The organism is Paenibacillus kobensis NBRC 15729 (assembly GCF_004000825.1).
Classification (GTDB): domain Bacteria; phylum Bacillota; class Bacilli; order Paenibacillales; family Paenibacillaceae; genus Paenibacillus_T; species Paenibacillus_T kobensis.
The window spans coordinates 88940-108817 of the sequence record NZ_BILZ01000001.1 but is presented as its reverse complement, the minus strand read 5'-3'; the positions used below and the strand labels follow the sequence as shown (position 1 = coordinate 108817).

The window sequence follows — 19878 nt, the reverse complement described above, 5'->3', positions numbered from 1 at the left end:
TCATAGACATGTTTTGGTAATCGTCCTTACATTCTCCCTACCCCCTCGTGATGAAGTCCCACTCTCTCCCTCATTGATATTAAAAACTATGTCATGTTTCATTACATAAGTCAACTTATATCCTTCGATTACAGTAGAAATAGATACTTTGTGTTAGTTATTATTACACATCGATCATTGACTTTGGACCATCGAAGCAATTGACGTGTTTGAGAAATATGGATTTATGCTACTATCGCCGTCGGAAAATAAAAACTCAAGAATTCCCCCTGATTTTTGTCTAACCTCATGATGAGTCCAATGCTCAGCGAAATACGCGCTCACCTGCTTTAAATCGTCTATTAACTGCGAGATCGTGGGATCTCCAGCATATCTGTCGCAAATACCTTTGAATAAGGCAACAGCATATGGTGAGCGCTCCTCCCAATTGGCAATTCGGGTTCGAAAGGTCTGGTTCGCAAACCACTGCCAGAGCATATTCCTTTCCCTATCAGGCAACGTAGAGAAATCGACAAAATAGTCGCAAGCCGCTGTATTCCACGCAAGAACATCTGCTCTATTGTTGACTACCATAGCCGGATAAGTGATGTCGTCGATTATTTTCTTCAAACCGGAGTAATCGTTTGACTTCCAGCAGACGCAGACGTGCCGGGTATAGCCGGAAGGCAGTCCGACGTTGTCGGGAGTGAGCCTAGTACGGCAAGATTTTATGAAGTCTCCTAGAGCTTTCAACCGATGCCCATCTGTACCCATCCGCTTCGATTCCTCCTTCAGCCATTAGCCTGTTACTTTTGGCACCATGTATCAGAACGTCTCAGGTGGCATACTAAATTTCGAACATTATTTATTAACGAAAGGAAGATTTCAATGTTAATCAACATCGCTCTTTGTTTTTTGGCCGGGGTGTTTGGTGCTAATTCTATTCCACACTTTGTAAAGGGCATAACCAAAGAATCCTATCCTTGCGTCTTTGGAAACTCGTCTCTTCCGAATCTTGTGGCAGGATGGGCAGGTCTTAACGTCACAGTCTTACTCGTATTCCTTGCAGATGTTAAGCAGTACCCCATTCCCACATGGATCTCCGGATCACTAGGCGTCCTTCTGATCGGTCTTTTTCATGCTAAAATAGGCGCATTCGGGAAAAGGGATATACAATCATTAGATTTTTCATAGAAATAAAAAACTCTGATACTTCTCCGACCCTATATCTCGAGCTAGCTATCTCCAAAACGTCTATCGAATACGTTTATGCAGCTCAGGGTTGACTTCTTATCTGCTAGAAGGTAGAATTTCGAACAAAAAGCAACATAGGAGGAGACGAGAACCATGTTGTACGAATTGCGGATTTATCATATTCACCCAGGCAAGATGAAGGCGATCCAGGATCGGTTCCGGGACCATGTCCTTGCTTTGTTCGCGAAGCACGGCATGAATGTGACGCAGTTCTGGGAAGACTGGGACGAAGCCGAGAATCGGCTATATTATCTCGTCGAGCATGAAGACATGGAGACCCGCAACCTGAACTACGACCGCTTCCGCAGCGATCCGGAGTGGTTAACGATCAGGCAGGTATCGGAGCTTGACGGTCCGCTAGTGGCAAAGCTGGAAAGCCTGTTCATGAAGAATGCTGCCTTCTTCACGGCCAAGTCATGAATGAAGCCCTATTCAACGTGACCGATCTATATCGAACCGCAGCGGGAAACGCCGCATGCAAAGAGCTCGCAGCGTTCCGGCTCTTTTTCCGAAGGTCGGCTCCGCAATTAATCGCGACAAGCCGATGCAGGCGATGCCAGACGTCGCCTTGCCTCTAGCGCACAATCAGGATGTAAGATATCGGTTCAATCTTAATGGTCCCCTACCTGCTACAACGCCCACATCTCTTACCTGGCTCACTTTCAAGATTATGGTTGGTCACCTAGTTGGGTGAAAGACGGGCTGCCCGTCGGCACCGGCGCAGATGGAATATCCTATGGCAATGGATTTATCGTTCAAAATCGTCGTATGGAAGCCATTCGTATCGTTCTTCAGAATATGGAAGGCGTGCATGTCGAATATCGTGCCAACGTTGAAGGTATTGGATGGCAAAAATTAGGTGCGCGACGGAGCCGTTGCAGGTACGACAGGTCAATCACGTAAACTTATCTCGCTACAAATCCGCCTTGTCTATGATTAATCTCTAATTCATGCAGACAGCCTTAGCCTGGTAATCTCACCGGACTAAGGCTGTTTAGTTGCATGCCCGAAGTGGATCAGAGCTCTTGCGGTTCTTCATTGACGAGTCCGTTATACCTCTTGTCATGATCTTACGTAGCTCTCCTTTCCTGTTGGATTGATAGATTAATTCGGGGTTTAGATACAGTGGAATGTCGTCTTGAAAATTTATTTTACAATGATGTGGCTTTTTACCTCCCTTCGGTGTCTAATGAATTGTAAGTTCAGGAGGAGGTACTACAGGTGTCACGAGCTCAGGACAAAACGAAAATCCCTGTTCTTCCGGAGGAACAGGAGCAACTTCAGCATTTCGAAGCCGTCTATGATCAATATCGAGAGCGAATTCGAAATTATATCGCAGTAAAGACAAATTCGGCAGCAGCCGATGATTTAACTCAACAAGCTTTCTTAAAAGCAATGGAAAACTTTCGCTTATTTAATCATAACTCCAGTTTATTTACTTGGATATTCAAAATCGCGCAAAATATTGTAAAGAACGAGTATCGTACGAGATCACGAAATAAAGAAATAGTGCACGAAGATATCGATTTTCAGTCCCAATCGATTTCCCTCGATATAGCTAGATCTATCGATATCCGTATTGATATTACTGCTGCATTAGCTCAATTGAATGAATTAGACCAGCAAATCATATCATTGCGCTTTTTTGTTGACTGCACTTTATTGGAAATATCCAAAATCATCGGAATGCCTGAAAGCGCGGTAAAGAATAGACTTTACCGTGCCTTAAACAAACTAAAGAAAGAATTAAAAGAATGGGGTGACATTACAATCATGTCTATCAAAGAACTGATATTGATTGTGGATAAAAGCGAGGCGTCCAGTAAGAATGATGGTATGAACAAGGTATACCATGACTTATTTGAAGAGCTGAAAAACAATGTAGATCGAATTCTTGCAACCTATCGTCATCGGCCTTCTCAGAAAATCGCTATCGAAATCTATCCCGATCTGTCCACTTTTCATCAAGCAATAGGCGAACCAGATGCGCCTGATTGGTTCATGGGTACCTATGAACACAACAAAATTAAGATCGTATCCCCACTAAACCCAGGCCCTGAACATACGTATAAATCGGTTCTACGACACACTATAGGCTTGTTTACGATGTGGTTAGTGAAAGATATCAATCCGTTGGCACCGAAATGGCTTACTCATGGACTCAGCGGACATGAAGCCAAACAAATGTCAGAAGATTATATCCAGTACAGCACCTCAGAAGCGATTCGAAATGATGCCGTCCCTAGCTTTCAAGCATTAACTGATGATACTTGGGATTTTGAGAAGATAGGAGGATATGGATTCTCGAATTTGATTGTAGAATACCTCCTCCATACTTTCAGTTCAGATGCGCTCAACAAATTCATACGCAATGCCACTGATTTTCAGGGCGCATTTCAATTATCAGAAGCTGAGCTGCACGCGAAGTGGGTGCAATATTTAAAATCTAGGCCAAGTTAAATTCTATTGTTGATGTTTGACCTTAGGCTACTTGAAAGGCATGGTTCCGGTATTGCACTGGGCTCATGCCTTTCAATTTGGCCTTAATGCTCCGTGTTGCCGTCGGTTTACGATATATGTTCTTGTCATCCTACACATAGGGTATATCCATCCAAATATCGTTGCATAGTCGATAAGACATCTGCTCTAAAGTCTCGCTTAAAACCAGCCAGACCATTCTTCTCAACGAGGTTCAATAGTTCTACAGGGTAGCTTGCCGACAACTTACACCCGATAATAATAGATGCCTGAGCATGGAAGATGTTCATCACATCGCTCTTCGTTAACTTACTATTTTCACAGATTAGAGATGTCATTTCCATCATTTTTGAGTACAGATCTGTTTTCATCTTCAAGAGCAATTCAGCATCAATGTTTTTTTCTAACACAGCCGAGCGCATTGCTTCTAAGCGAATATATAACGGCTTTTGATCTACGAGTTCATTAAGTTCAGTCATAATAAGACGTTTAAAGTCACCGAAACTTTTTACTGGTGTCTCACTTATCAGTTCTGTAAGACGTACAAGCCTTTTTTCATACTCCCTACAGAGCAGGTTAAAAAATAATGCTTCCTTTGTATTAAAGTAGACGAACAAAATACCTTTCGACACATTCATCTCTTTAGCTATATCAGACATTTTAATCTGATTGTACTCTGTTGATATAAACATCTTCGCTGCTTGATCAAGAATCGCCTGAACTTTCAAGGCTTTTGCTTCATCCGTCATGGCACGTTTTGCCATACATCTTCCTCCAACTCAATCCAAGGGTCATACTGATGCAGCAAGTGCGGATATCTCCTCGGACTCTAAAACTTCCAAACTCGGTCCCTCTCTTCGCGCGGCTAAGATCATCGCTTGAGCCACTTTCCGACTCTTGATTGCTTTGTATCTAGCAAACGGCCCGATCATTAGAGCGCCGAACAATCGAAAAATAACTATTGCTGCACGTTCACCAGGACGCTTATCTGTACGGTCACCGAACATGAGAGAAGGCTTCAGCACAACAAGACGTGAGAGCCTAAGGAGAGCCAGATCCCGTTCTGTTTCTCCCTTTACTCGGTTGTAGAACATTCTCGACCGATCAGACGAGCCCATAGCTGATACGATTATAAAGCTTGCTGCACCATTTTGGCGAGCCACCCGTCCTAGCGACAAAGGATAGTCATGGTCGACGCGGCGAAACGCTTCCTGACTGCCCGCTTGCTTAATCGTCGTTCCGAGCGAACAGAAGACGTCCGCGCCCTTAAATAACTCCCCCTCCACGTCCTTCTCCATGCGGTCAAACACAATGTGGCGCTCTTCCAACCTAGGATGAGACAATCCGATCTCTCGACGCACAAGTACAACTACGCGATTGTACGCGGGATGATTCAGCAGCATGTTTACGAGTTCTCGTCCGACGAGTCCCGTCGCACCTGCCACGATAGCTGTGGCACCTTGGTGTTTTATCATAAAATAGTCCTCCGTAGCATCGAGTGCTTCTAACTGAATCGTTTGATGATTTTGTCGAACATACGATCACTAAATATAGTTTTTAGAAATACCATTGGCTTCGCACCAAAACCAATCAGATATCGTGTCTTCGGTCTTTTGACGGATACAGCTTTACCAATACAGCGAGCTATGACTTCTGGCTTTGTGAGAAGAGTTCCGGTGTAAGTCTTAACCATATTATCAGCCGACTTATTTGCTACTTGCTCATATGCACCGTCAACAGATACCTTCCGAAGATTCTCAGCGGCAATAATTCCCCAATCAGTTGCGATTCCACCTGGCTCCACTACGATGACATCTATGCCAAACGGCTCGACTTCCAATCGAAGACAATCAGAGAATCCTTCAACGGCAAACTTGGTTGCGTGGTACCACCCGCCAAAAGATGTCCACACCTTTCCACCCATGGATGAAACATTAACTATTTTACCGAATCGGTTTTTTCTCATACTTGGTAATACAAGCTGGGTCATACGAGCAAGTCCAAAAAGGTTAACTTCTACTTGGCGTCTAGCCTCTTCCATCGGAACATTCTCTACCGCTCCGAACGAACCGTAGCCTGCATTGTTGACGAGAATATCAATTTGTCCTTCCTTCTCAAGAATTTCATTCACACAATTCACCATAGACATTTCATTTGTTACATCCAAAGAAACTGTGTGTATTCCTCGATCGGAAAGATCCTCCATCTTTTCCGTCCGCCTAGCAGCGCCGTAAACGATAAAGCCTCTATTTTTCAAATCGATTGCAGTCTCTTTTCCAATACCTGCAGAAGCTCCTGTAATAAGTGCAACTTTTTTTCTCATGTTTGTTCCTCCGTATATAATTGACCTAAAGTCAATTATAAGTGACCCATGGTCAATTGTAAAGGAACACACTTACTTACTTTGATGGCCACCTGTGGGCTATTAACTACATGAACATGGATGCGGCACAGGATTAAGGTTAACGGAGAGCACGCTCGTACTAGGGTTCAAAGACGCCGGGCAACTCCCCCGGCGTCTTCTTCAATTTTCTTGGTTCAATCATTTTCATGACTTGTATATCCTGTAGCTTTTGACCGACAGACCTACTTTTGCAACATCAAGCCATCTCTTCCTTGTTCGCATCAAGATTGCGCTTCCGCCCAGGCAGTGCCATTCCCACGAAGAGCCCAGCCAGCGATAGTACACCAGATGCAAGGATCGCCGGGGCAAATCCATTGGTGAACAATTGAGCGGAGGTGTAATCGCCGTTCGCAGCGAATACGATGGCTAGAACCGCAATACCGAACACGCTCCCAAGCTGACGAAGCATATTGAATATGCCGGACGCTTTGCCGATTTCGATCGGTGCGACTGATCCGATCACAACACTCATCGTTGACGTCTGCGCCATCGACAAACCACAACCGCTGATGATCATCGGCGCGATGAGGGCTCCATAAGGGGTGCCCGGCGCTGCAATTATCCCCATCCACAACATGCCGAGCGTATGCATGAAGAGCCCATAGACAACTAGTCGCTTCTCTCCTAGCCGGTTGACCAGTTTACCGACGACCGGCGCGATAACAAAAGCGATTGAGGTCCATGGCAGCATTCTCAGACCTGTGCCTAACGGGCTATAGCCCTGCCCGACCTGCAAGTATTGAGCTATGAAGAACAAGGCACTAATCAACGAAGTATATAGCAGAAAGTTCGCTGCGTTGCCCATAGAAAAAGAACGAGAACGAAACATTCGCAATGGCAGCATGGGATGAAGAGCGCGGAGCTCCCAGCCGACAAACAGCAGTATGCAGATAAGGCCCATTGCTACCGGCAGCAAGACTTCATAGTTGTACCAAGTCTCGCCTCCTCCGATTCGAATCATTCCCCATACCAGTCCAAGTACACCGCAGGTCAACAGTAGAAGCCCTTTGATATCCAGCGCAATATTCGGCCCATGGCTCTCACTGATTCGACTCCATAATGCCGTTAACAATAAGATTCCGATCGGTACATTCAGCCAGAATATCCATGGCCATGCAATCCCTTCGGTGACGGCGCTGCCTATTACGGGTCCTGCGAGAACGGCCAACCCTATGATGCCGCTGAATTGTCCCATTGCCTTCGCCCGTTGCTCAGGCGGGAATGCAGCGCTTAGGAGAGAGACGGACAACGGCATGATTAACGCGGCTCCGACGCCTTGAATGGCCCTGAAGGCGATCAGCCACCCTAGACTTCCAGACATGGCACAAGCAGCAGATGCAGTCGTAAACACGCCGATGCCCACCGCAAACACAAGACGTCTTCCGAACCGGTCACCAAGAGCCGAGGCGGTCATTAAGAGCACGGCAAAGCAGAGGATATAAGCGTTGACGATCCATTCTAGCATCTCCAGCGAAGCGTCAAGCTCCCGCTTCATGGTACTCAATGACGTGGATACGACCGACGTATCTAGTACGACCATAAACGCTGCGATTGAACTAAGGAGCAGGACCCACCCGCTCCTTGTTTTGCTATTCCCTTTTCCCAAAATTAAAGCCCCCTTTTATGCGTACTCCAATATAAGTCGGTTGAGCAGAGGCGATTTCGACATTGGATGAAAAAAAGTATCGCTTTTTCCTCTATGCAAGCGATCTCAACTTCAATTTGCAACCTGTTGCTGAGCTATGCTTCCGCTTCACTAAATTGTCTATGAAACTCGTATTCGTTCGGATTCAATTCGGCATCATATCCACCCTGTAGGTGAAGGGTCACGACTTTTTGATCGGATGGTATCATATACTCTACGCATCTTTTTGTGGGATAATTTGGTTTAAGTGGGAGTAAGGTCCGAACCCGAATAAGAATAAGGAGGCGAATTCTAGTGAGAAAAGTATCGGTACACAGTCTGCTCATGTTCATGCTCGTAATCTGTTTGTCGTTGGGCGGCACCGCAGTCGCATTTGCCAGCGGAGCGACGGATTTTGTGAATCCGCGCGGCACTGCGGCTAGCCCGGCTGGGCTAGGGGAAATCGAAGATATCGTATTCAACCATTCCGGCGACCCGCTCACGCATTTCAAGCTCGTCTATCAGAATGCAGCAACCGGCCAGATCATTCATAGCACGGGACTCATCGCTACGGTACAGGGGGGAGGATATGTCCTGTATGATGTACCAACTGCAGAGTATAATCTGCTCCCTCTCGGCACGACAATCAAACTTACCGTTAAAACGTATGCTTATCAAGCTGCCACAGGCAGCTACACCTACCTCGATGATGCTGTCACCTATATCGTAAAGCAGCCGTAAATCTCCGCACAGCAGCGGGAAATTTGCAGCAAGGACCCTCCCCTTTCGTTTAACCATTGATCATACGATAGACCTGCAGCATCGCTGCAGGTCTATCGTCGTTCTATAAATTACAGGTCGGCTGCTTGTCGAAAAGCCCGCGATCTCCGCGGACTTCAGGGTTTAACACTTTAAGATCTTTAATGGACCGATGAATTCCCAGATCGGCTGTCGTCTATATAAACGAAGGCATAAAAGAATACAAACTAATTTGATGAAGAGGTGTTTTGAAAATGGCATTAACGTCCGCATTCACGAGCTTCAACCTGCCTGTAAAAAACGTAGAACAATCGAGAGCGTTCTTCACCGGACTCGGATTTGAGCTCAACCCGCAATTCCCTGATAATGAGAATTCAGTAGCCATCGTGATCGGCGACAACCTGCAGATCATGCTGATCAATCAAGCATTCTTTAATACGCTCACGGATAAGGAATCCGTCGATACGAGCAAGTATGCACAGATGACGATCGCATTGGCCTTCGAGAGCCGGGAAAAGGTCGATGTAATCGTGAATACTGCAGTCTCCTTGGGCGGGAAATTGCACGCTGAACCTGAAGATCATGGGTTCATATATCACTGGGGCTTCGTGGACTTGGATGGCCATCTATGGGCGATTAACTGCATGAACATGGATGCGGCACAGGGTTAAGGCTAACGGAGAGCACGCTCGTACTAGGATTCAATAAATAAGACGCCGGGCATCTTCACCAGCGTCTTATTCGCGATGATTTATTATTCCTTTGGAAATTTAGCGAGATGATTGGCATAGTTGGTTTCCTATATTCTATTAATTAAGTAAGGAGAGATTAATATTTCAAAGCGTGGTACAGGTTCCGTTTTTATTTTAATTGCTGCTCTATTGTACATCGCAAAATACATTAGTGCCGCCATCTATGGATCAAGCATGGAAACTTGGTCTACTGAGTTATTTAAAGCCTTGTTATCAAGCGTTGGAGATCGTCTTGTTACACTAAGTGTTCTTGCATTAATTCTTGGTCTTGGTTATTTGATATGGGCTGAGACAGAAGAAATAATGGATAAGAAAAGAAAAAACTCATGATGAATTAATAATTGATGACCATGTATTCCACATAGCAGCTTTCCCAGTCTTACTGCGGTAAGCTGCTTTCCTTTTCTGTCAACTAACTCTACGAACGATAGTTGAATTATCACTTCACTTCCTAATGTTCATACGATTTGGCCGTTATACCAGAGTATCATTGTCCACATGAGTGAGAATGTTGATAAGCTTACCGAACGGGTCGCGGACATAGAATCGTCGAACGCCCCAAGGCTCATCAACAGGCCCATATTCTATCGGAAAACCATATCGCTTCATGCCCTCTAATGCAGCATCGACATCATCGACTTCAATCGATAGATCAGGCGTAGCCGTTTCTGAGCCGCCCTGTGAGGCGAAACTTATTTGAATACTCATCTCCTCGTTTAAACCATAAGTTCTGATCCAACCATGATCCATCATTAATTCTAGGCCGAGCACATCTTGGTAGAAGCATTTGGCTGCCGTGATATCCTTCGTATTAATATTGGCAACGATTCGTTTGACCTTCATTACACACCTCCTAGACTTAAACAGACTATAGACCGCTAATGGATTCCTTAGCCCACACTTCTTTCCAGGTCCTGCCACCATATATCCCTCTGTGGAGATAGAGGAATCTGATCCAGATAGACCGCTTCGCCGATTCTAGGTATATGGTATGGAACGCCCTGCTCTTCAGCTGCAGCCGACAACCTTCTTGGAGGTTCATTCCAATCATGCAGCGCCAAAGCGAACCCTCCCCAGTGTACGGGCAGCAGAACTCCTCCTTGAACGTCTCGATGCGCTTGTACCGTCTCCTCCGGAAGCATATGTACCCCGCTCCACCGCTTGTCATATTGCCCGACTTCCATATATTGCCCGCATTCCATAAAGGCCAGTTCGAACGGTCCGTGCTGACGGCCTATTCGCTTAAAGTGAGGACCGTATCCCCCGTCCCCGCTGTAGAAGAGACTTCTCTTCTCTGTCTTGATGACCCACGAGCACCATAGGGTGGAATTCTGATCGAACAGCCCTCTTCCCGAGAAATGTCTCGCCGGCGTGCAAGTGAAGCGAATACCCTGAACGATCCGTTCTTCTCCCCAATCCAGCTCAATGACGGAATCGGACGACGCCCCTCTTGTCCGGATTCTCTTGCCGACTCCGAGCGGAACGAGGAAAATGCCTGCTTTCGGAATAAGCTTGCGGATAGAGGAAGAATCCAGATGATCGTGATGATCGTGCGACAGAACAACGATATCGATCGGAGGAAGTTCCTCGATTGTAAAAGGCAGCTTGACGCTGAATCTGCGATTGCGGGAGAAAGGAAGCGGCGACGGGTTCTTGCCAAGCATCGGATCAAGCAGGATCGTTATGCCTCCAATCTGCAGCAAGGAAGCCGAATGACCGAACCACAAGATCTTGTCCTTTCCGTCGCTTAGCGTGCCGCGCTGAAGGGGGACGATAGGAAGCGGCTGCTTCGGCCTTCTCTGGGTCTTAGCGGATAGGAATTCACGAAGCATGGCTACAAGGTCTCCTGCCGAGAATTTCACGATCACTGGGATTTCGTTCTGGAATTTGCCGTTCTTGTCCCGCCTAGATCGGTTCCAATCGTCCATCTGTTTTCTCCTCATATTCATTTTGCGCGAATTTAATGTGAAATGGCAGCCGTTCTCTTGGTTTCACCTTTGACCTTTTGCCTTCGTTTATCCGAGAAGTAAGCGATGATAATGCCTGGAATAAGCAAGAAACTAACCAGATGAAAAGTTGAGCTAAATCCCTTTGCCATATACGATCGTATTTCAGCATGGATAGTTGGCCACAACTGATTAATCTGTTCTCGATTAAGATCAAAAGCGGCTTTTACCGTTTCCTGCTCTTCACTTGGTGCTTGAAGAAGTGCTTCAGTTTCACGTTGATCGACCTGTTCCATAACTTTCTCTAATGTCATCTGTCGCTGAGCGTTTCCTTCTTGCAGCGATTCACTGTCCATGGATTGAACACTTGCAATCATTCCGTCTTTCACAGATGCATCAAGTGCGGAAGCTTGAATCGTTAGTATAACTTTGTCACGCGCAGTTGAAAGTTCGTTCTTCATATTACTGCTCAGCATCGTAGCTAATAAAGCGACACCGATTACCATCCCGAGTGTACGAGCCACATTGGTAACTCCTGACACGATGCCAAGCTTGTCGGCAGGAATGTTATTAACAGCTGAACCAAACAGCGGCACAACCGATATACCAAGCCCTGCACCTAACAGAGAAAGCCGCCACAGTGCATCCAAGCGAGTCGAATCCGCATCAAGGCTGCCAAACAAATAAACCGCTGCGGTGATCAAGGTCAAACCGAGACTTGCCAAAAAGCGGCCGCCTACTTTTGCAGACATCGGCCCGGAAACGACCGAAAATACCGTTGCAGTCAGAGAACTTGCAATAATCGTCATTCCCCCTTCAAGGACAGACATATCACGTAAACTCGTTAAGTAAAAGGCGATTAGAAAACTTCCAGCAGCGGTTCCAATCGAAGTAAATAATAGTGCAGTGGAAGAAGCGTTGAAGGTTGAAATGCGCATCAATGACAAGGGGAGCATCGGATCTTTGGATCTTCTTTCAACAACTATAAACAATGTAAGTGATAGTAATGATCCTGCGAATAACGATAAGACGTAGAAGGAACTCCAACCATAATCCGATGTCTCTATTAATCCTAATGTAAAGCAGAAAATGGCGGCCGAAATCGTTAACATCCCAGCAAAATCCATGTTTTTGCTAGCGGTCTTGTCGTAAGACTCTGTTAATAAAATGTAAGAAAAGACAAACGAAACGAGAGCAATCGGAAGATTTACGAAATATACAGACTGCCAACTGAAGTATTCGGTCAAAATCCCACCTAGTGCTGGCCCGCTTGCACTAGCCACACCCGCAATTGCTCCCCAAATCCCTAGAACAGCGCCATGTTTTTCTTTCGGAAATAATTGAATGGCCAGCGGAATGGTGACCGGTACAATAATGGCCGCACTTAAGCCCTGCAACACACGGAACATAATGAGTAAATCAAGTGTTGATGCGATTCCGCACAAAAAAGAAGTTAACGTAAACAAAATGAGCCCAATAAGAAAAAGCTTTTTACGGCCAAATTGATCCGCTATGCGCGAAGCTGTTAACATCAACACCGCAAATGCTATATTGTAACCATTCATGATCCAACTAATATCACTCACATCACGATTAAAGTATTCAGCCGTTTTCGGCAATGCAATATTCACAATCGTCGTATCCAGCAGTGCGATAAAATACCCAAGGATAATTCCAATAAATGTGAGAATCGTTCTACCCCTACTCATATTGTTCACTCGCCGCCACCTCCCTCAGATAAATTAAATTTGTGTTTCGCCCCTAGTAAGCGATTCAAGAAATCTTCCATCGCAGCAAGAACCTCTGGATCGAAAATACCCGTTCGCAGACTGCCGTCGTCAAAAATGCAGTCAAATGCCGCGACGATCATAAAAGCGGTTTGCTTTGGGAATTCCACATTGAACAAGCCAGCCTCAACACCTTCTTCGATAACAGATTGAACAAGAGGCCTAATCTCGTTATTACATCGGATTTCAAACAAATGATTCAGCACTAGTCTTTGATCTTGATGGATGTAACGCATGAGGTCGCTATTCCATCCTTCAAAATAAATAAAAGATTGGGCCATCTGTTCCAATTTATGAACTGCATCGATTTGACTGTTACCTGCAATCATTTCCATTACGTGAATAAGGCGATCGGAGTAACGCTGAAGGACGTGATCCACTAACTCATCTTTCGATTTGAAATAATGATAAAACGTTCCTTTTGCAATGCCCATTCGTTGCACAACATCCTGAACCGTTGTATTGTCGAAACCTTTCTCCAGAAACAGACGTTCAGCCGTTTCTATAATTTCGTTAAGTCCTTCGTCACGTGTCCTGACCACCAATCATCACATCTCTTTCTAATTTTTTTTAATTATAGTTGACCGACCGTCAGTCGGTCAATAAAATTCTAAAAACTAGTTGTAATGTAAACACTAACCTATTCATTCCAACATTTGATTCGCTCCTCATTTACTCAACGCAGTATTCACCATAATACGACAAAATTACTATTTCTACGTGATACAAACTAGTATAATTAGGAGATAAGCTGTATGACACCGTTACTACGGTGCAGCTCATATTCAGCCTAGCTATCATTAATTGGAGGTTTTGCTAGTGGCTTATAGTATGTTTGTGGAATTGTCGATCGAAAACTACAATGCCGATGTCACGATCCGAAATGTGAAGGTAGAATGGGGTAAGCTCTATAAATTCGGCAATAAAGACCATGAGATTCCGGTCAATGAAATGGAAGGAACTGTAGTTAAAGCAGGCACTAACATGTGGTTCTGCGCTTGCGGCCGCGACTGGTCGCCGTCCGGTCCTCAAGGCAGCTTCGAACTGTTCGATTCTGATAACAATTGGATAGCGACTTACACCTGGGACTGCCCATTGGGCGAACATTACAACAAGTCCGAGCTTAAGAAAAACAACGACTCCCACTTCCGCTTCGATTTCTATTCTGGAAATCATAATTATTATGGCGAAGTCAGGCACTATGGAACGGCTATCGGACGAGCACATATTCGGATTTGGGATAGCAGCAAGCCGCCTTATTCACGCAGAAAGTATTAATACATACGCCATAGAAGCATCTGCTTAAGTGTCAATGAACCAAAAAAAGGCAACCGAATATATGTTCGGCTGCCTTTGTTTTTATCTTTGGACTCGTATGGTAACCTCCTTACTATTGTTCAAATTACTCATCCTTTTCACCCCCAAGCTTCTATACTTAGCTCATTATTGATGGCCGCAGCAACAAAGGCGCCCATCGAGGCAGCAGCAATGGCCTGATGCATTCGCGATGCTGCATCCCCAGCGCTATAGACACCAGGAACGTTCGTTTTGCCGAAGTCATCGACTACGACAGCGCCCCATTCCGTAATGGAACATCCGATCATTCGCGGCAAGTCCGATCCCGTAATCAGCTCCGGTTTGAAAAATATCCCCGTGCATGGGACGATCGTCCCGTCTGCAAGAACGACTTGCTGCACGATCCCGTCGCTGGAGTCAATGTTCCTGATCGGAGAGTCGAACAGGGGCACTTGATGCCGTCGGAGCTCCTTCCGCTCAGTATCAGTCAGTTCATCAGGTCCATTCGTGCAGACGGTAAAGCGGTCCGTCCATCCGGATATGAGTGCAGCAAAATGCAAAAGCTCAGCTCCCCTCCTAATGATGACAAGCGGCTGATCCCTTAACTCCCAACCGTCGCAATACGGACAAACAAAAGCGCTTTTTCCATATACGTCCTTCAGTCCTGGAATATCGAGCGGCTCATCTTTCATGCCAACAGCAAACAGAACTTTTTTGCTTGCAAAAGTTTGTCCTTGCACAGTCTCAATCTGAAACTGGCCGTCAGTTCCCGTGATCGCCACCACGGTGTCCGCTACGAATGATACGGAGGGATAGTTACTAATTTCTTCTTTCGCAATTCGCCTAAACTCATGCGGAGTAATTTTGTCGCGGGTAAGAAATCCGTGAACCTCACGAGTTACCGCGTTGCGTGGACGTCCTTCATCGATGATCGTTACCTTTTTTCTTGCCCTCCCGAGCACCAAGGCGGCGTTCAATCCACCCGGTCCGCCTCCAATAATGGTCACATCTAAAAGTTCATTTTCCATTCTCATAATATCTAAAATCTCCTCCGTAATGGATCTATATTATCCATAATTAAAGCACAAGAAGTGTATCACTTCTTGTCTTCCTTATGGGTCCAACGCTTGAAAGCTTCATCCAATACCGACTGGATCGTGTGCCCCCGTAAATATTGGTACAGTTGCTGTTCCGCACCATACATAACCTTTTCGATCAAACATACGTTCTCATTCAGACGTTTCTGATCCGGCTGCACAGCCGCCTCTTCCGCTAAGAATTGATGCTGCCGCGAGCTCGTATTCGAGCATTCGTATAGCTGCTGTCTACCTTCAATCACTTGAATGACATCAAGGAACGTAATCTGATCCGCCGACCTTGCAAGTTCGTAGCCGCCATTCACCCCTGTCACAGCACGTACGATTCCATCCTGCCTCAGTTTGGACATGATTTTGGATAAATAGCTTTCGGAAACGCCAAGTGCCCCGGCTAATTCCTTTATCCCGACGTTATTGCAACGCTCCGAGTTTCCCAGATGAACTAGAGCATGCAGGGCATAATCTGTGCTTTTGGAGAATTGCAAATTTCTCTCCTCCCTTCTTAGTATTATAATCATTATAGACCTTTGATGTCCATGATAGAGGATTCAGTTTCAAATTGCGTTGGGGCATCAAGTTTAACGGATGATAACCATACTGTACGCATCATTATGCTCCTTTCGTCTTGCAAGAACTGCAGCTGCATCCAGTTGACATACAAGAAGTGCCACCTGCTTTTCGTCTTTGATAAATCAAGATGGCCGCAACGATGAATAGAAGCGCGACACCTGCCATAACAATCGGATTCAAAAAGATGGAGGATAGTCCTATAACAGCTAGACCTCCAATCAGCGGCAGCGTGCAGCACAAAGCGCATGCTCCTAATAGTCCCAAACCAACGAGCCAACTCCCTTTTTTCATTTACATCACCTTCCAGCAAAGTTATAATGCAATCATAAAACTTAAAGTTAGCTTTAAGTCAAGGGGGTGTATCTATGGCCGGACTGAGTATTGGTCAGCTCGCGGCAAAGGCAAATATTAACGCCTCTACACTGCGTTATTATGAATCCGTTGGTCTTCTCCCTGCTCCTGAGCGTAAAAATGGTCAACGCCGATATGACGAAGGGCTATTAGAGCGCATTAATTTTATTAAAATCGCTCAACAAACAGGATTCAGTATTCAGGAAATCACGATTCTGTTTGAAGGATTTGAACCAAGCGATTCTTTATCGGATCGTTGGGAGCTGATGGCTAAGCAAAAACGGTCCGAACTTGAAGAACGGAAGAGACAGCTGAATTCGATGATACAGATCCTGGACAGTGGCTTAAGCTGTAAATGCCTTACTTGGTCGGAATGCAAGGATAAAATAGAAAACGAAGGCTCGTGCTAGAGGTGACGGAATGATGGATGAAACTGTTCACCTCTAGATCAACAATTAATGTGAGAAAATAAAAAAGTCCGCGTATTCCGCGGACTCCAACAGAGAGTTCATTCTATTTATTCCTTTTTCGAATCGAGTTCATGCCAAACACTGCTATAACTAAACATAATACCAACACTGCAATTGCAATAATTGTACTGGTACTCATCGAGAATGAAGAGGATGACGAACTAATTATGGTTTCGGAAGAATCGTTCTGATCCGCGGTTGGAACTTCCGTATTATTACTCACTGAATCTCCTGTCTCATCTGTCTCATTAGTCATGTCACCAGTAACTTCAGATCCGCCTGTCTGCTCGGTATTGGCTGCATTCTCCTGAGAAGGTCGAGTGTCTTCTGATGGCTCTTGTTCAGGTGTTGGAGCTATCTCCGGCTCAGGCACTGCAACGGTGAAGGAGTATGTATCCTTTATCGCGTGACCATCTTCCCCTATAATGCGCCATTCAACCGAATAGCGGCCATTCTCAAGCGGCTGTTCGAACGACCCCGTCATGGAATCTTTATCTGTCTCTACTTTTACCCCTACTTCTGTCCCCTGTTCGTCCGTTACTTTAATGGTACTGATCGATTCAATCTTAGTACCGAATGTCAAACGAATTTCAGTAACGGGCTTACCCACTTTCTCCGATTCATCTGGGGACGCGCTCAGGAGTCCCGTATGCGCCAATACAGACGCTGGAAACAACATCATGATGAACATCATAATTGATAAAAACAAAGACGCTTTTTTCAAAATATCGCAGCTCCTTCTACCTATATGGTTTATCGTATCATTCGTGTGTTTGGATGGCATGACTCGAAAGAGCTATATCGTTCACATAAACCCAAGTGTTTCCGGGGAAAATTAGAACTCTGTTTCACATTAGAAAAGATTGACACTACCTTTATCTTCGGCATATCATATGAACATATACTCATATGTTAGTGTTGGATTGGAGCAGTGATACGATGCGGATCGAACACCGGGTGAAAGGATTGTCCTGTCCGAATTGTACGAATGAGCTCGAGCAGGAAATCAGAAAGCTTGAGCACGGGGATACGGCGAGACTAAGCTATAACTCCGGCAAGTTACTGGTGGATGAAAATGTCGATCTTGAGAAAGTCAAACGCATTTTAAAATCAGACGGAGCCACTTTGGAGCCTCGCTCATCACAGGCACGTAATAATACGGATTCAAACGAGCATGATCACAACCATGATCATGATCATAGTCATAATGACGGTCATGATCACGACCACGGAAGCGGAAGCACGAAAAAAATGATCGGGTTATTGGCCGTCTCTACCCTTCTGTATTTCTTGGCCATGCTATCGCAAGGATCCTTATCGGCGGCCGTTTCCATCTCCCTATACGCGGTTGCTTCGATTCTAAGCGGTTACTCCACCTTCTGGCGGGGTTTGAAGAACCTTGCAAAGTTCAAATTTAATATCGATACCTTGATGACGATCGCCCTTGTTGGAGCGGCCACGATCGGGGATTGGAAGGAAGCGACACTTGTCGCTATCTTATTCGGTCTCAACGAACTGCTCGAAGGCATAGGAATGGACAAAGCCCGCAGGTCAATGGAGACGTTGCTGCAAGCTGCTCCTAAAGAAGCCGTAAAGGTAGACAATGGCATCGAGACGATAGTCCCTATTGCCAGCCTGAAGGTTAGCGATACCGTTATCGTTAGACCTGGTGAGAAGATTCCTTCGGATGGTACGGTCACGAGCGGCAAGAGTTCTGTGAACGAAGCCGCTATTACTGGAGAATCATTGCCCGTGGAGAAAGCAAGCGGCGAGCCGGTATTCGGCGGAAGCATCAATAACGAAGGCGTTCTGCATATCCGCATCGACAAAGCGTATGAGGACTCCTCGTTGGCCAAGATTCTTCATCTGGTACAAGAAGCGCAGGAAACCAAAACACCAACGGAATTGTTCATTAACAAGTTTTCAAAATATTACACGCCGCTCATTATCGTCGTCGCCATTCTGGTCATCCTCATCCCTCCTCTTCTTCTAGGAGGCGATTGGCAAGAATGGCTCTATCAAGGCTTAGCTGTTCTTATCGTTGGCTGCCCTTGCGCGTTGATTCTGTCCTCCCCGATCGCGATCGTTGCTGGAATCACCCGTAATGCGCGGAACGGAATTTTGGTCAAAGGCGGGGTTTTCCTCGAACAACTTGGACGATTGGACACCCTTGCTTTCGACAAAACCGGAACATTGACTAAAGGTGAGCCCCATGTGGAGAAAACAGTCGTCTACGATGAAGTGAGATTCTACTCCATCGCAGGCGCGATCGAGAAGGCTTCGGAACATCCGCTCGCTAAAGCCGTGATGAAGGAAATCAGTCGGCTTGGAATCACATCCAGTGAAGCCGATGAGATCGAGACGATATCCGGCCAAGGAATTACAGCCGTGTGCGATGGACGTAAGTACTGGCTTGGCAATGAGAAGAGCATCTCTCATATTCCTTTTACCGATGAAATTCGATCTGCTGTTCAAAGTCTAAAAGATGAAGGTCTGACTCTTGTCCTATTGGCTGATGAAAGCGAAGTTCTGGGGATGTTCGGAATCGCGGACGAGATTCGGGAGGAAAGCGCGCAGGTCATCGGTGAGCTGCATCGCAGCGGCATCCGTCGTACCGTCATGCTGACAGGAGATCATCAGAAGACGGCCGAGAAAGTTGCAAGAGCGGTTGGCGTAAGCGAAAGTTACGGCAGCCTCCTACCTGAGGACAAAGTGGCAAAGGTTAAAGAGCTGGCCGTGCGCGGAACGGTCGGTATGATCGGGGACGGCATCAATGACGCACCTGCACTGGCCTCTTCTCAACTCGGCATCGCCATGGGCAAAGGAACCGATAGCGCCATCGAGACCGCCGATATTGTGCTTATGCAGGATCATCTTGGCAAGCTGCCGACCGCCATTCGGATCGCGCGCCGCGTTAATCGCGTAATTCGTTTCAATATCGGAGTGGCGCTAGGTCTTAAGCTGATCGCGTTATTGTTGACAATCCCTGGTTGGCTAACGCTTTGGATCGCAATCCTCTCTGACATGGGAGCTACAATCTTCGTGACTTTGGTAAGCCTGACGATCTTAATTCAAAAGTGTTCCTAATCAATGAAACCCCTGGCATTCTTA

General features: G+C 45.9%; 23 protein-coding genes. 10 read left to right on the top strand and 13 right to left on the bottom strand.

Features of this window, described 5'->3' with window-relative positions; translation table 11 throughout:
- Positions 1-174: 174 nt before the first annotated feature.
- Positions 175-753 carry an MmyB family transcriptional regulator gene (locus PKO01S_RS00530; RefSeq protein WP_127529324.1) on the bottom strand — a complete coding sequence of 193 codons (579 nt, stop codon included), beginning with the start codon at positions 751-753 and terminating at the stop codon, positions 175-177.
- 114 nt (positions 754-867) lie between these two features.
- On the opposite strand from PKO01S_RS00530, the gene PKO01S_RS28615 reads away from it, so the two are divergent.
- The 5 genes from PKO01S_RS28615 (at position 868) to PKO01S_RS00510 (ending at position 3693) form a co-directional block, all read left to right on the top strand.
- Complete coding sequence (locus PKO01S_RS28615) at positions 868-1173, top strand: hypothetical protein (RefSeq protein ID WP_164779403.1); 306 nt, start codon at positions 868-870, stop codon at positions 1171-1173.
- Positions 1174-1326: 153 nt separating this feature from the next.
- A complete protein-coding gene (locus PKO01S_RS00525; protein WP_127529323.1) occupies positions 1327-1653 on the top strand; it encodes an NIPSNAP family protein in 327 nt (108 codons plus the stop codon).
- A gap of 316 nt (positions 1654-1969) precedes the next feature.
- Positions 1970-2092, top strand: a complete 123-nt coding sequence (locus tag PKO01S_RS29575; protein ID WP_281278820.1) for a hypothetical protein — start codon at positions 1970-1972, stop codon at positions 2090-2092.
- Positions 2093-2173 carry a hypothetical protein gene (locus PKO01S_RS29705; RefSeq protein WP_127529540.1) on the top strand — a complete coding sequence of 27 codons (81 nt, stop codon included), beginning with the start codon at positions 2093-2095 and terminating at the stop codon, positions 2171-2173.
- A 281-nt stretch (positions 2174-2454) separates the two neighbouring features.
- On the top strand, positions 2455-3693 hold the full coding sequence (locus tag PKO01S_RS00510; protein ID WP_127529322.1) for an RNA polymerase sigma factor: 1239 nt from the start codon (positions 2455-2457) through the stop codon (positions 3691-3693).
- Positions 3694-3715: 22 nt separating this feature from the next.
- Here PKO01S_RS00510 and PKO01S_RS29700 read toward each other — a convergent pair whose 3' ends face one another.
- From PKO01S_RS29700 to PKO01S_RS00490, 5 genes are all read right to left on the bottom strand, one after another.
- Positions 3716-3781, bottom strand: a complete 66-nt coding sequence (locus PKO01S_RS29700) for an IS3 family transposase (protein WP_407669607.1) — start codon at positions 3779-3781, stop codon at positions 3716-3718.
- 37 nt (positions 3782-3818) lie between these two features.
- Entirely contained in the window at positions 3819-4475 is a 657-nt protein-coding gene (locus PKO01S_RS00505; RefSeq protein ID WP_127529321.1) for a TetR family transcriptional regulator, read from the bottom strand.
- 27 nt (positions 4476-4502) lie between these two features.
- Positions 4503-5186, bottom strand: a complete 684-nt coding sequence (locus PKO01S_RS00500) for an NAD(P)H-binding protein (RefSeq protein WP_127529320.1) — start codon at positions 5184-5186, stop codon at positions 4503-4505.
- A gap of 29 nt (positions 5187-5215) precedes the next feature.
- A complete protein-coding gene (locus PKO01S_RS00495) occupies positions 5216-6034 on the bottom strand; it encodes an oxidoreductase (protein ID WP_127529319.1) in 819 nt (272 codons plus the stop codon).
- 277 nt (positions 6035-6311) lie between these two features.
- The gene (locus PKO01S_RS00490) at positions 6312-7721 is read right to left on the bottom strand and encodes an MFS transporter (protein ID WP_218031440.1); all 1410 of its coding nucleotides are present in this window, start codon (positions 7719-7721) and stop codon (positions 6312-6314) included.
- A gap of 333 nt (positions 7722-8054) precedes the next feature.
- Between PKO01S_RS00490 and PKO01S_RS00485 the strand changes: the two genes are divergently transcribed.
- Complete coding sequence (locus tag PKO01S_RS00485) at positions 8055-8480, top strand: hypothetical protein (RefSeq protein ID WP_127529318.1); 426 nt, start codon at positions 8055-8057, stop codon at positions 8478-8480.
- Positions 8481-8752: 272 nt separating this feature from the next.
- Positions 8753-9169, top strand: coding sequence for a VOC family protein (locus PKO01S_RS00480; protein ID WP_127529317.1), 417 nt, complete (start codon positions 8753-8755; stop codon positions 9167-9169).
- Between the two features lie 555 nt (positions 9170-9724).
- Here PKO01S_RS00480 and PKO01S_RS00470 read toward each other — a convergent pair.
- From PKO01S_RS00470 to PKO01S_RS00455, 4 genes are read right to left on the bottom strand one after another with little or no spacing between them, the layout of a single operon-like run.
- Complete coding sequence (locus PKO01S_RS00470) at positions 9725-10093, bottom strand: VOC family protein (protein WP_127529316.1); 369 nt, start codon at positions 10091-10093, stop codon at positions 9725-9727.
- Between the two features lie 47 nt (positions 10094-10140).
- Positions 10141-11178: an MBL fold metallo-hydrolase gene (locus tag PKO01S_RS00465; RefSeq protein WP_127529315.1), complete on the bottom strand. Its 1038-nt coding sequence runs from the start codon at positions 11176-11178 to the stop codon at positions 10141-10143.
- 32 nt (positions 11179-11210) lie between these two features.
- Positions 11211-12905, bottom strand: a complete 1695-nt coding sequence (locus PKO01S_RS00460; RefSeq protein WP_246070406.1) for an MFS transporter — start codon at positions 12903-12905, stop codon at positions 11211-11213.
- Positions 12906-12910: 5 nt separating this feature from the next.
- Positions 12911-13525 (bottom strand): TetR/AcrR family transcriptional regulator, encoded by a 615-nt coding sequence (locus tag PKO01S_RS00455; RefSeq protein ID WP_246070405.1) that lies wholly within the window; start codon positions 13523-13525, stop codon positions 12911-12913.
- 277 nt (positions 13526-13802) lie between these two features.
- Here PKO01S_RS00455 and PKO01S_RS00450 point away from each other — a divergent pair, with 277 nt between their 5' ends.
- Positions 13803-14261: an aegerolysin family protein gene (locus PKO01S_RS00450; RefSeq protein ID WP_127529312.1), complete on the top strand. Its 459-nt coding sequence runs from the start codon at positions 13803-13805 to the stop codon at positions 14259-14261.
- A gap of 137 nt (positions 14262-14398) precedes the next feature.
- On the opposite strand, the gene PKO01S_RS00445 is transcribed toward PKO01S_RS00450, so the two are convergent.
- Both PKO01S_RS00445 and PKO01S_RS00440 read right to left on the bottom strand, forming a co-directional pair.
- Positions 14399-15307 (bottom strand): NAD(P)/FAD-dependent oxidoreductase, encoded by a 909-nt coding sequence (locus PKO01S_RS00445; protein ID WP_127529537.1) that lies wholly within the window; start codon positions 15305-15307, stop codon positions 14399-14401.
- Between the two features lie 68 nt (positions 15308-15375).
- Positions 15376-15861 carry an RrF2 family transcriptional regulator gene (locus tag PKO01S_RS00440; protein WP_127529311.1) on the bottom strand — a complete coding sequence of 162 codons (486 nt, stop codon included), beginning with the start codon at positions 15859-15861 and terminating at the stop codon, positions 15376-15378.
- Positions 15862-16311: 450 nt separating this feature from the next.
- Between PKO01S_RS00440 and PKO01S_RS00435 the strand changes: the two genes are divergently transcribed.
- A complete protein-coding gene (locus tag PKO01S_RS00435; protein ID WP_127529310.1) occupies positions 16312-16707 on the top strand; it encodes a MerR family transcriptional regulator in 396 nt (131 codons plus the stop codon).
- Between the two features lie 103 nt (positions 16708-16810).
- Here the strand turns inward: PKO01S_RS00435 and PKO01S_RS00430 are convergent, their stop codons facing one another.
- The gene (locus PKO01S_RS00430; protein ID WP_164779401.1) at positions 16811-17491 is read right to left on the bottom strand and encodes a copper resistance CopC family protein; all 681 of its coding nucleotides are present in this window, start codon (positions 17489-17491) and stop codon (positions 16811-16813) included.
- 215 nt (positions 17492-17706) lie between these two features.
- Here PKO01S_RS00430 and PKO01S_RS00425 point away from each other — a divergent pair, with 215 nt between their 5' ends.
- Positions 17707-19854 carry a heavy metal translocating P-type ATPase gene (locus PKO01S_RS00425; protein ID WP_127529308.1) on the top strand — a complete coding sequence of 716 codons (2148 nt, stop codon included), beginning with the start codon at positions 17707-17709 and terminating at the stop codon, positions 19852-19854.
- Positions 19855-19878: the final 24 nt, after the last annotated feature.

Excerpts from the sequence above, each read along its gene's own strand:
- PKO01S_RS00530 (WP_127529324.1), bottom strand. The coding sequence starts at position 753 with ATGGGTACAGATGGGCATCGGTTGAAAGCTCTAGGAGACTTCATAAAA.
- PKO01S_RS28615 (WP_164779403.1), top strand. The coding sequence starts at position 868 with ATGTTAATCAACATCGCTCTTTGTTTTTTGGCCGGGGTGTTTGGTGCT.
- PKO01S_RS00525 (WP_127529323.1), top strand. The coding sequence starts at position 1,327 with ATGTTGTACGAATTGCGGATTTATCATATTCACCCAGGCAAGATGAAG.
- PKO01S_RS29575 (WP_281278820.1), top strand. The coding sequence starts at position 1,970 with ATGGCAATGGATTTATCGTTCAAAATCGTCGTATGGAAGCCATTCGTA.
- PKO01S_RS00505 (WP_127529321.1), bottom strand. The coding sequence starts at position 4,475 with ATGGCAAAACGTGCCATGACGGATGAAGCAAAAGCCTTGAAAGTTCAG.
- PKO01S_RS00500 (WP_127529320.1), bottom strand. The coding sequence starts at position 5,186 with ATGATAAAACACCAAGGTGCCACAGCTATCGTGGCAGGTGCGACGGGA.
- PKO01S_RS00495 (WP_127529319.1), bottom strand. The coding sequence starts at position 6,034 with ATGAGAAAAAAAGTTGCACTTATTACAGGAGCTTCTGCAGGTATTGGA.
- PKO01S_RS00480 (WP_127529317.1), top strand. The coding sequence starts at position 8,753 with ATGGCATTAACGTCCGCATTCACGAGCTTCAACCTGCCTGTAAAAAAC.
- PKO01S_RS00470 (WP_127529316.1), bottom strand. The coding sequence starts at position 10,093 with ATGAAGGTCAAACGAATCGTTGCCAATATTAATACGAAGGATATCACG.
- PKO01S_RS00465 (WP_127529315.1), bottom strand. The coding sequence starts at position 11,178 with ATGGACGATTGGAACCGATCTAGGCGGGACAAGAACGGCAAATTCCAG.
- PKO01S_RS00460 (WP_246070406.1), bottom strand. The coding sequence starts at position 12,905 with ATGAGTAGGGGTAGAACGATTCTCACATTTATTGGAATTATCCTTGGG.
- PKO01S_RS00445 (WP_127529537.1), bottom strand. The coding sequence starts at position 15,307 with ATGGAAAATGAACTTTTAGATGTGACCATTATTGGAGGCGGACCGGGT.
- PKO01S_RS00435 (WP_127529310.1), top strand. The coding sequence starts at position 16,312 with ATGGCCGGACTGAGTATTGGTCAGCTCGCGGCAAAGGCAAATATTAAC.
- PKO01S_RS00425 (WP_127529308.1), top strand. The coding sequence starts at position 17,707 with ATGCGGATCGAACACCGGGTGAAAGGATTGTCCTGTCCGAATTGTACG.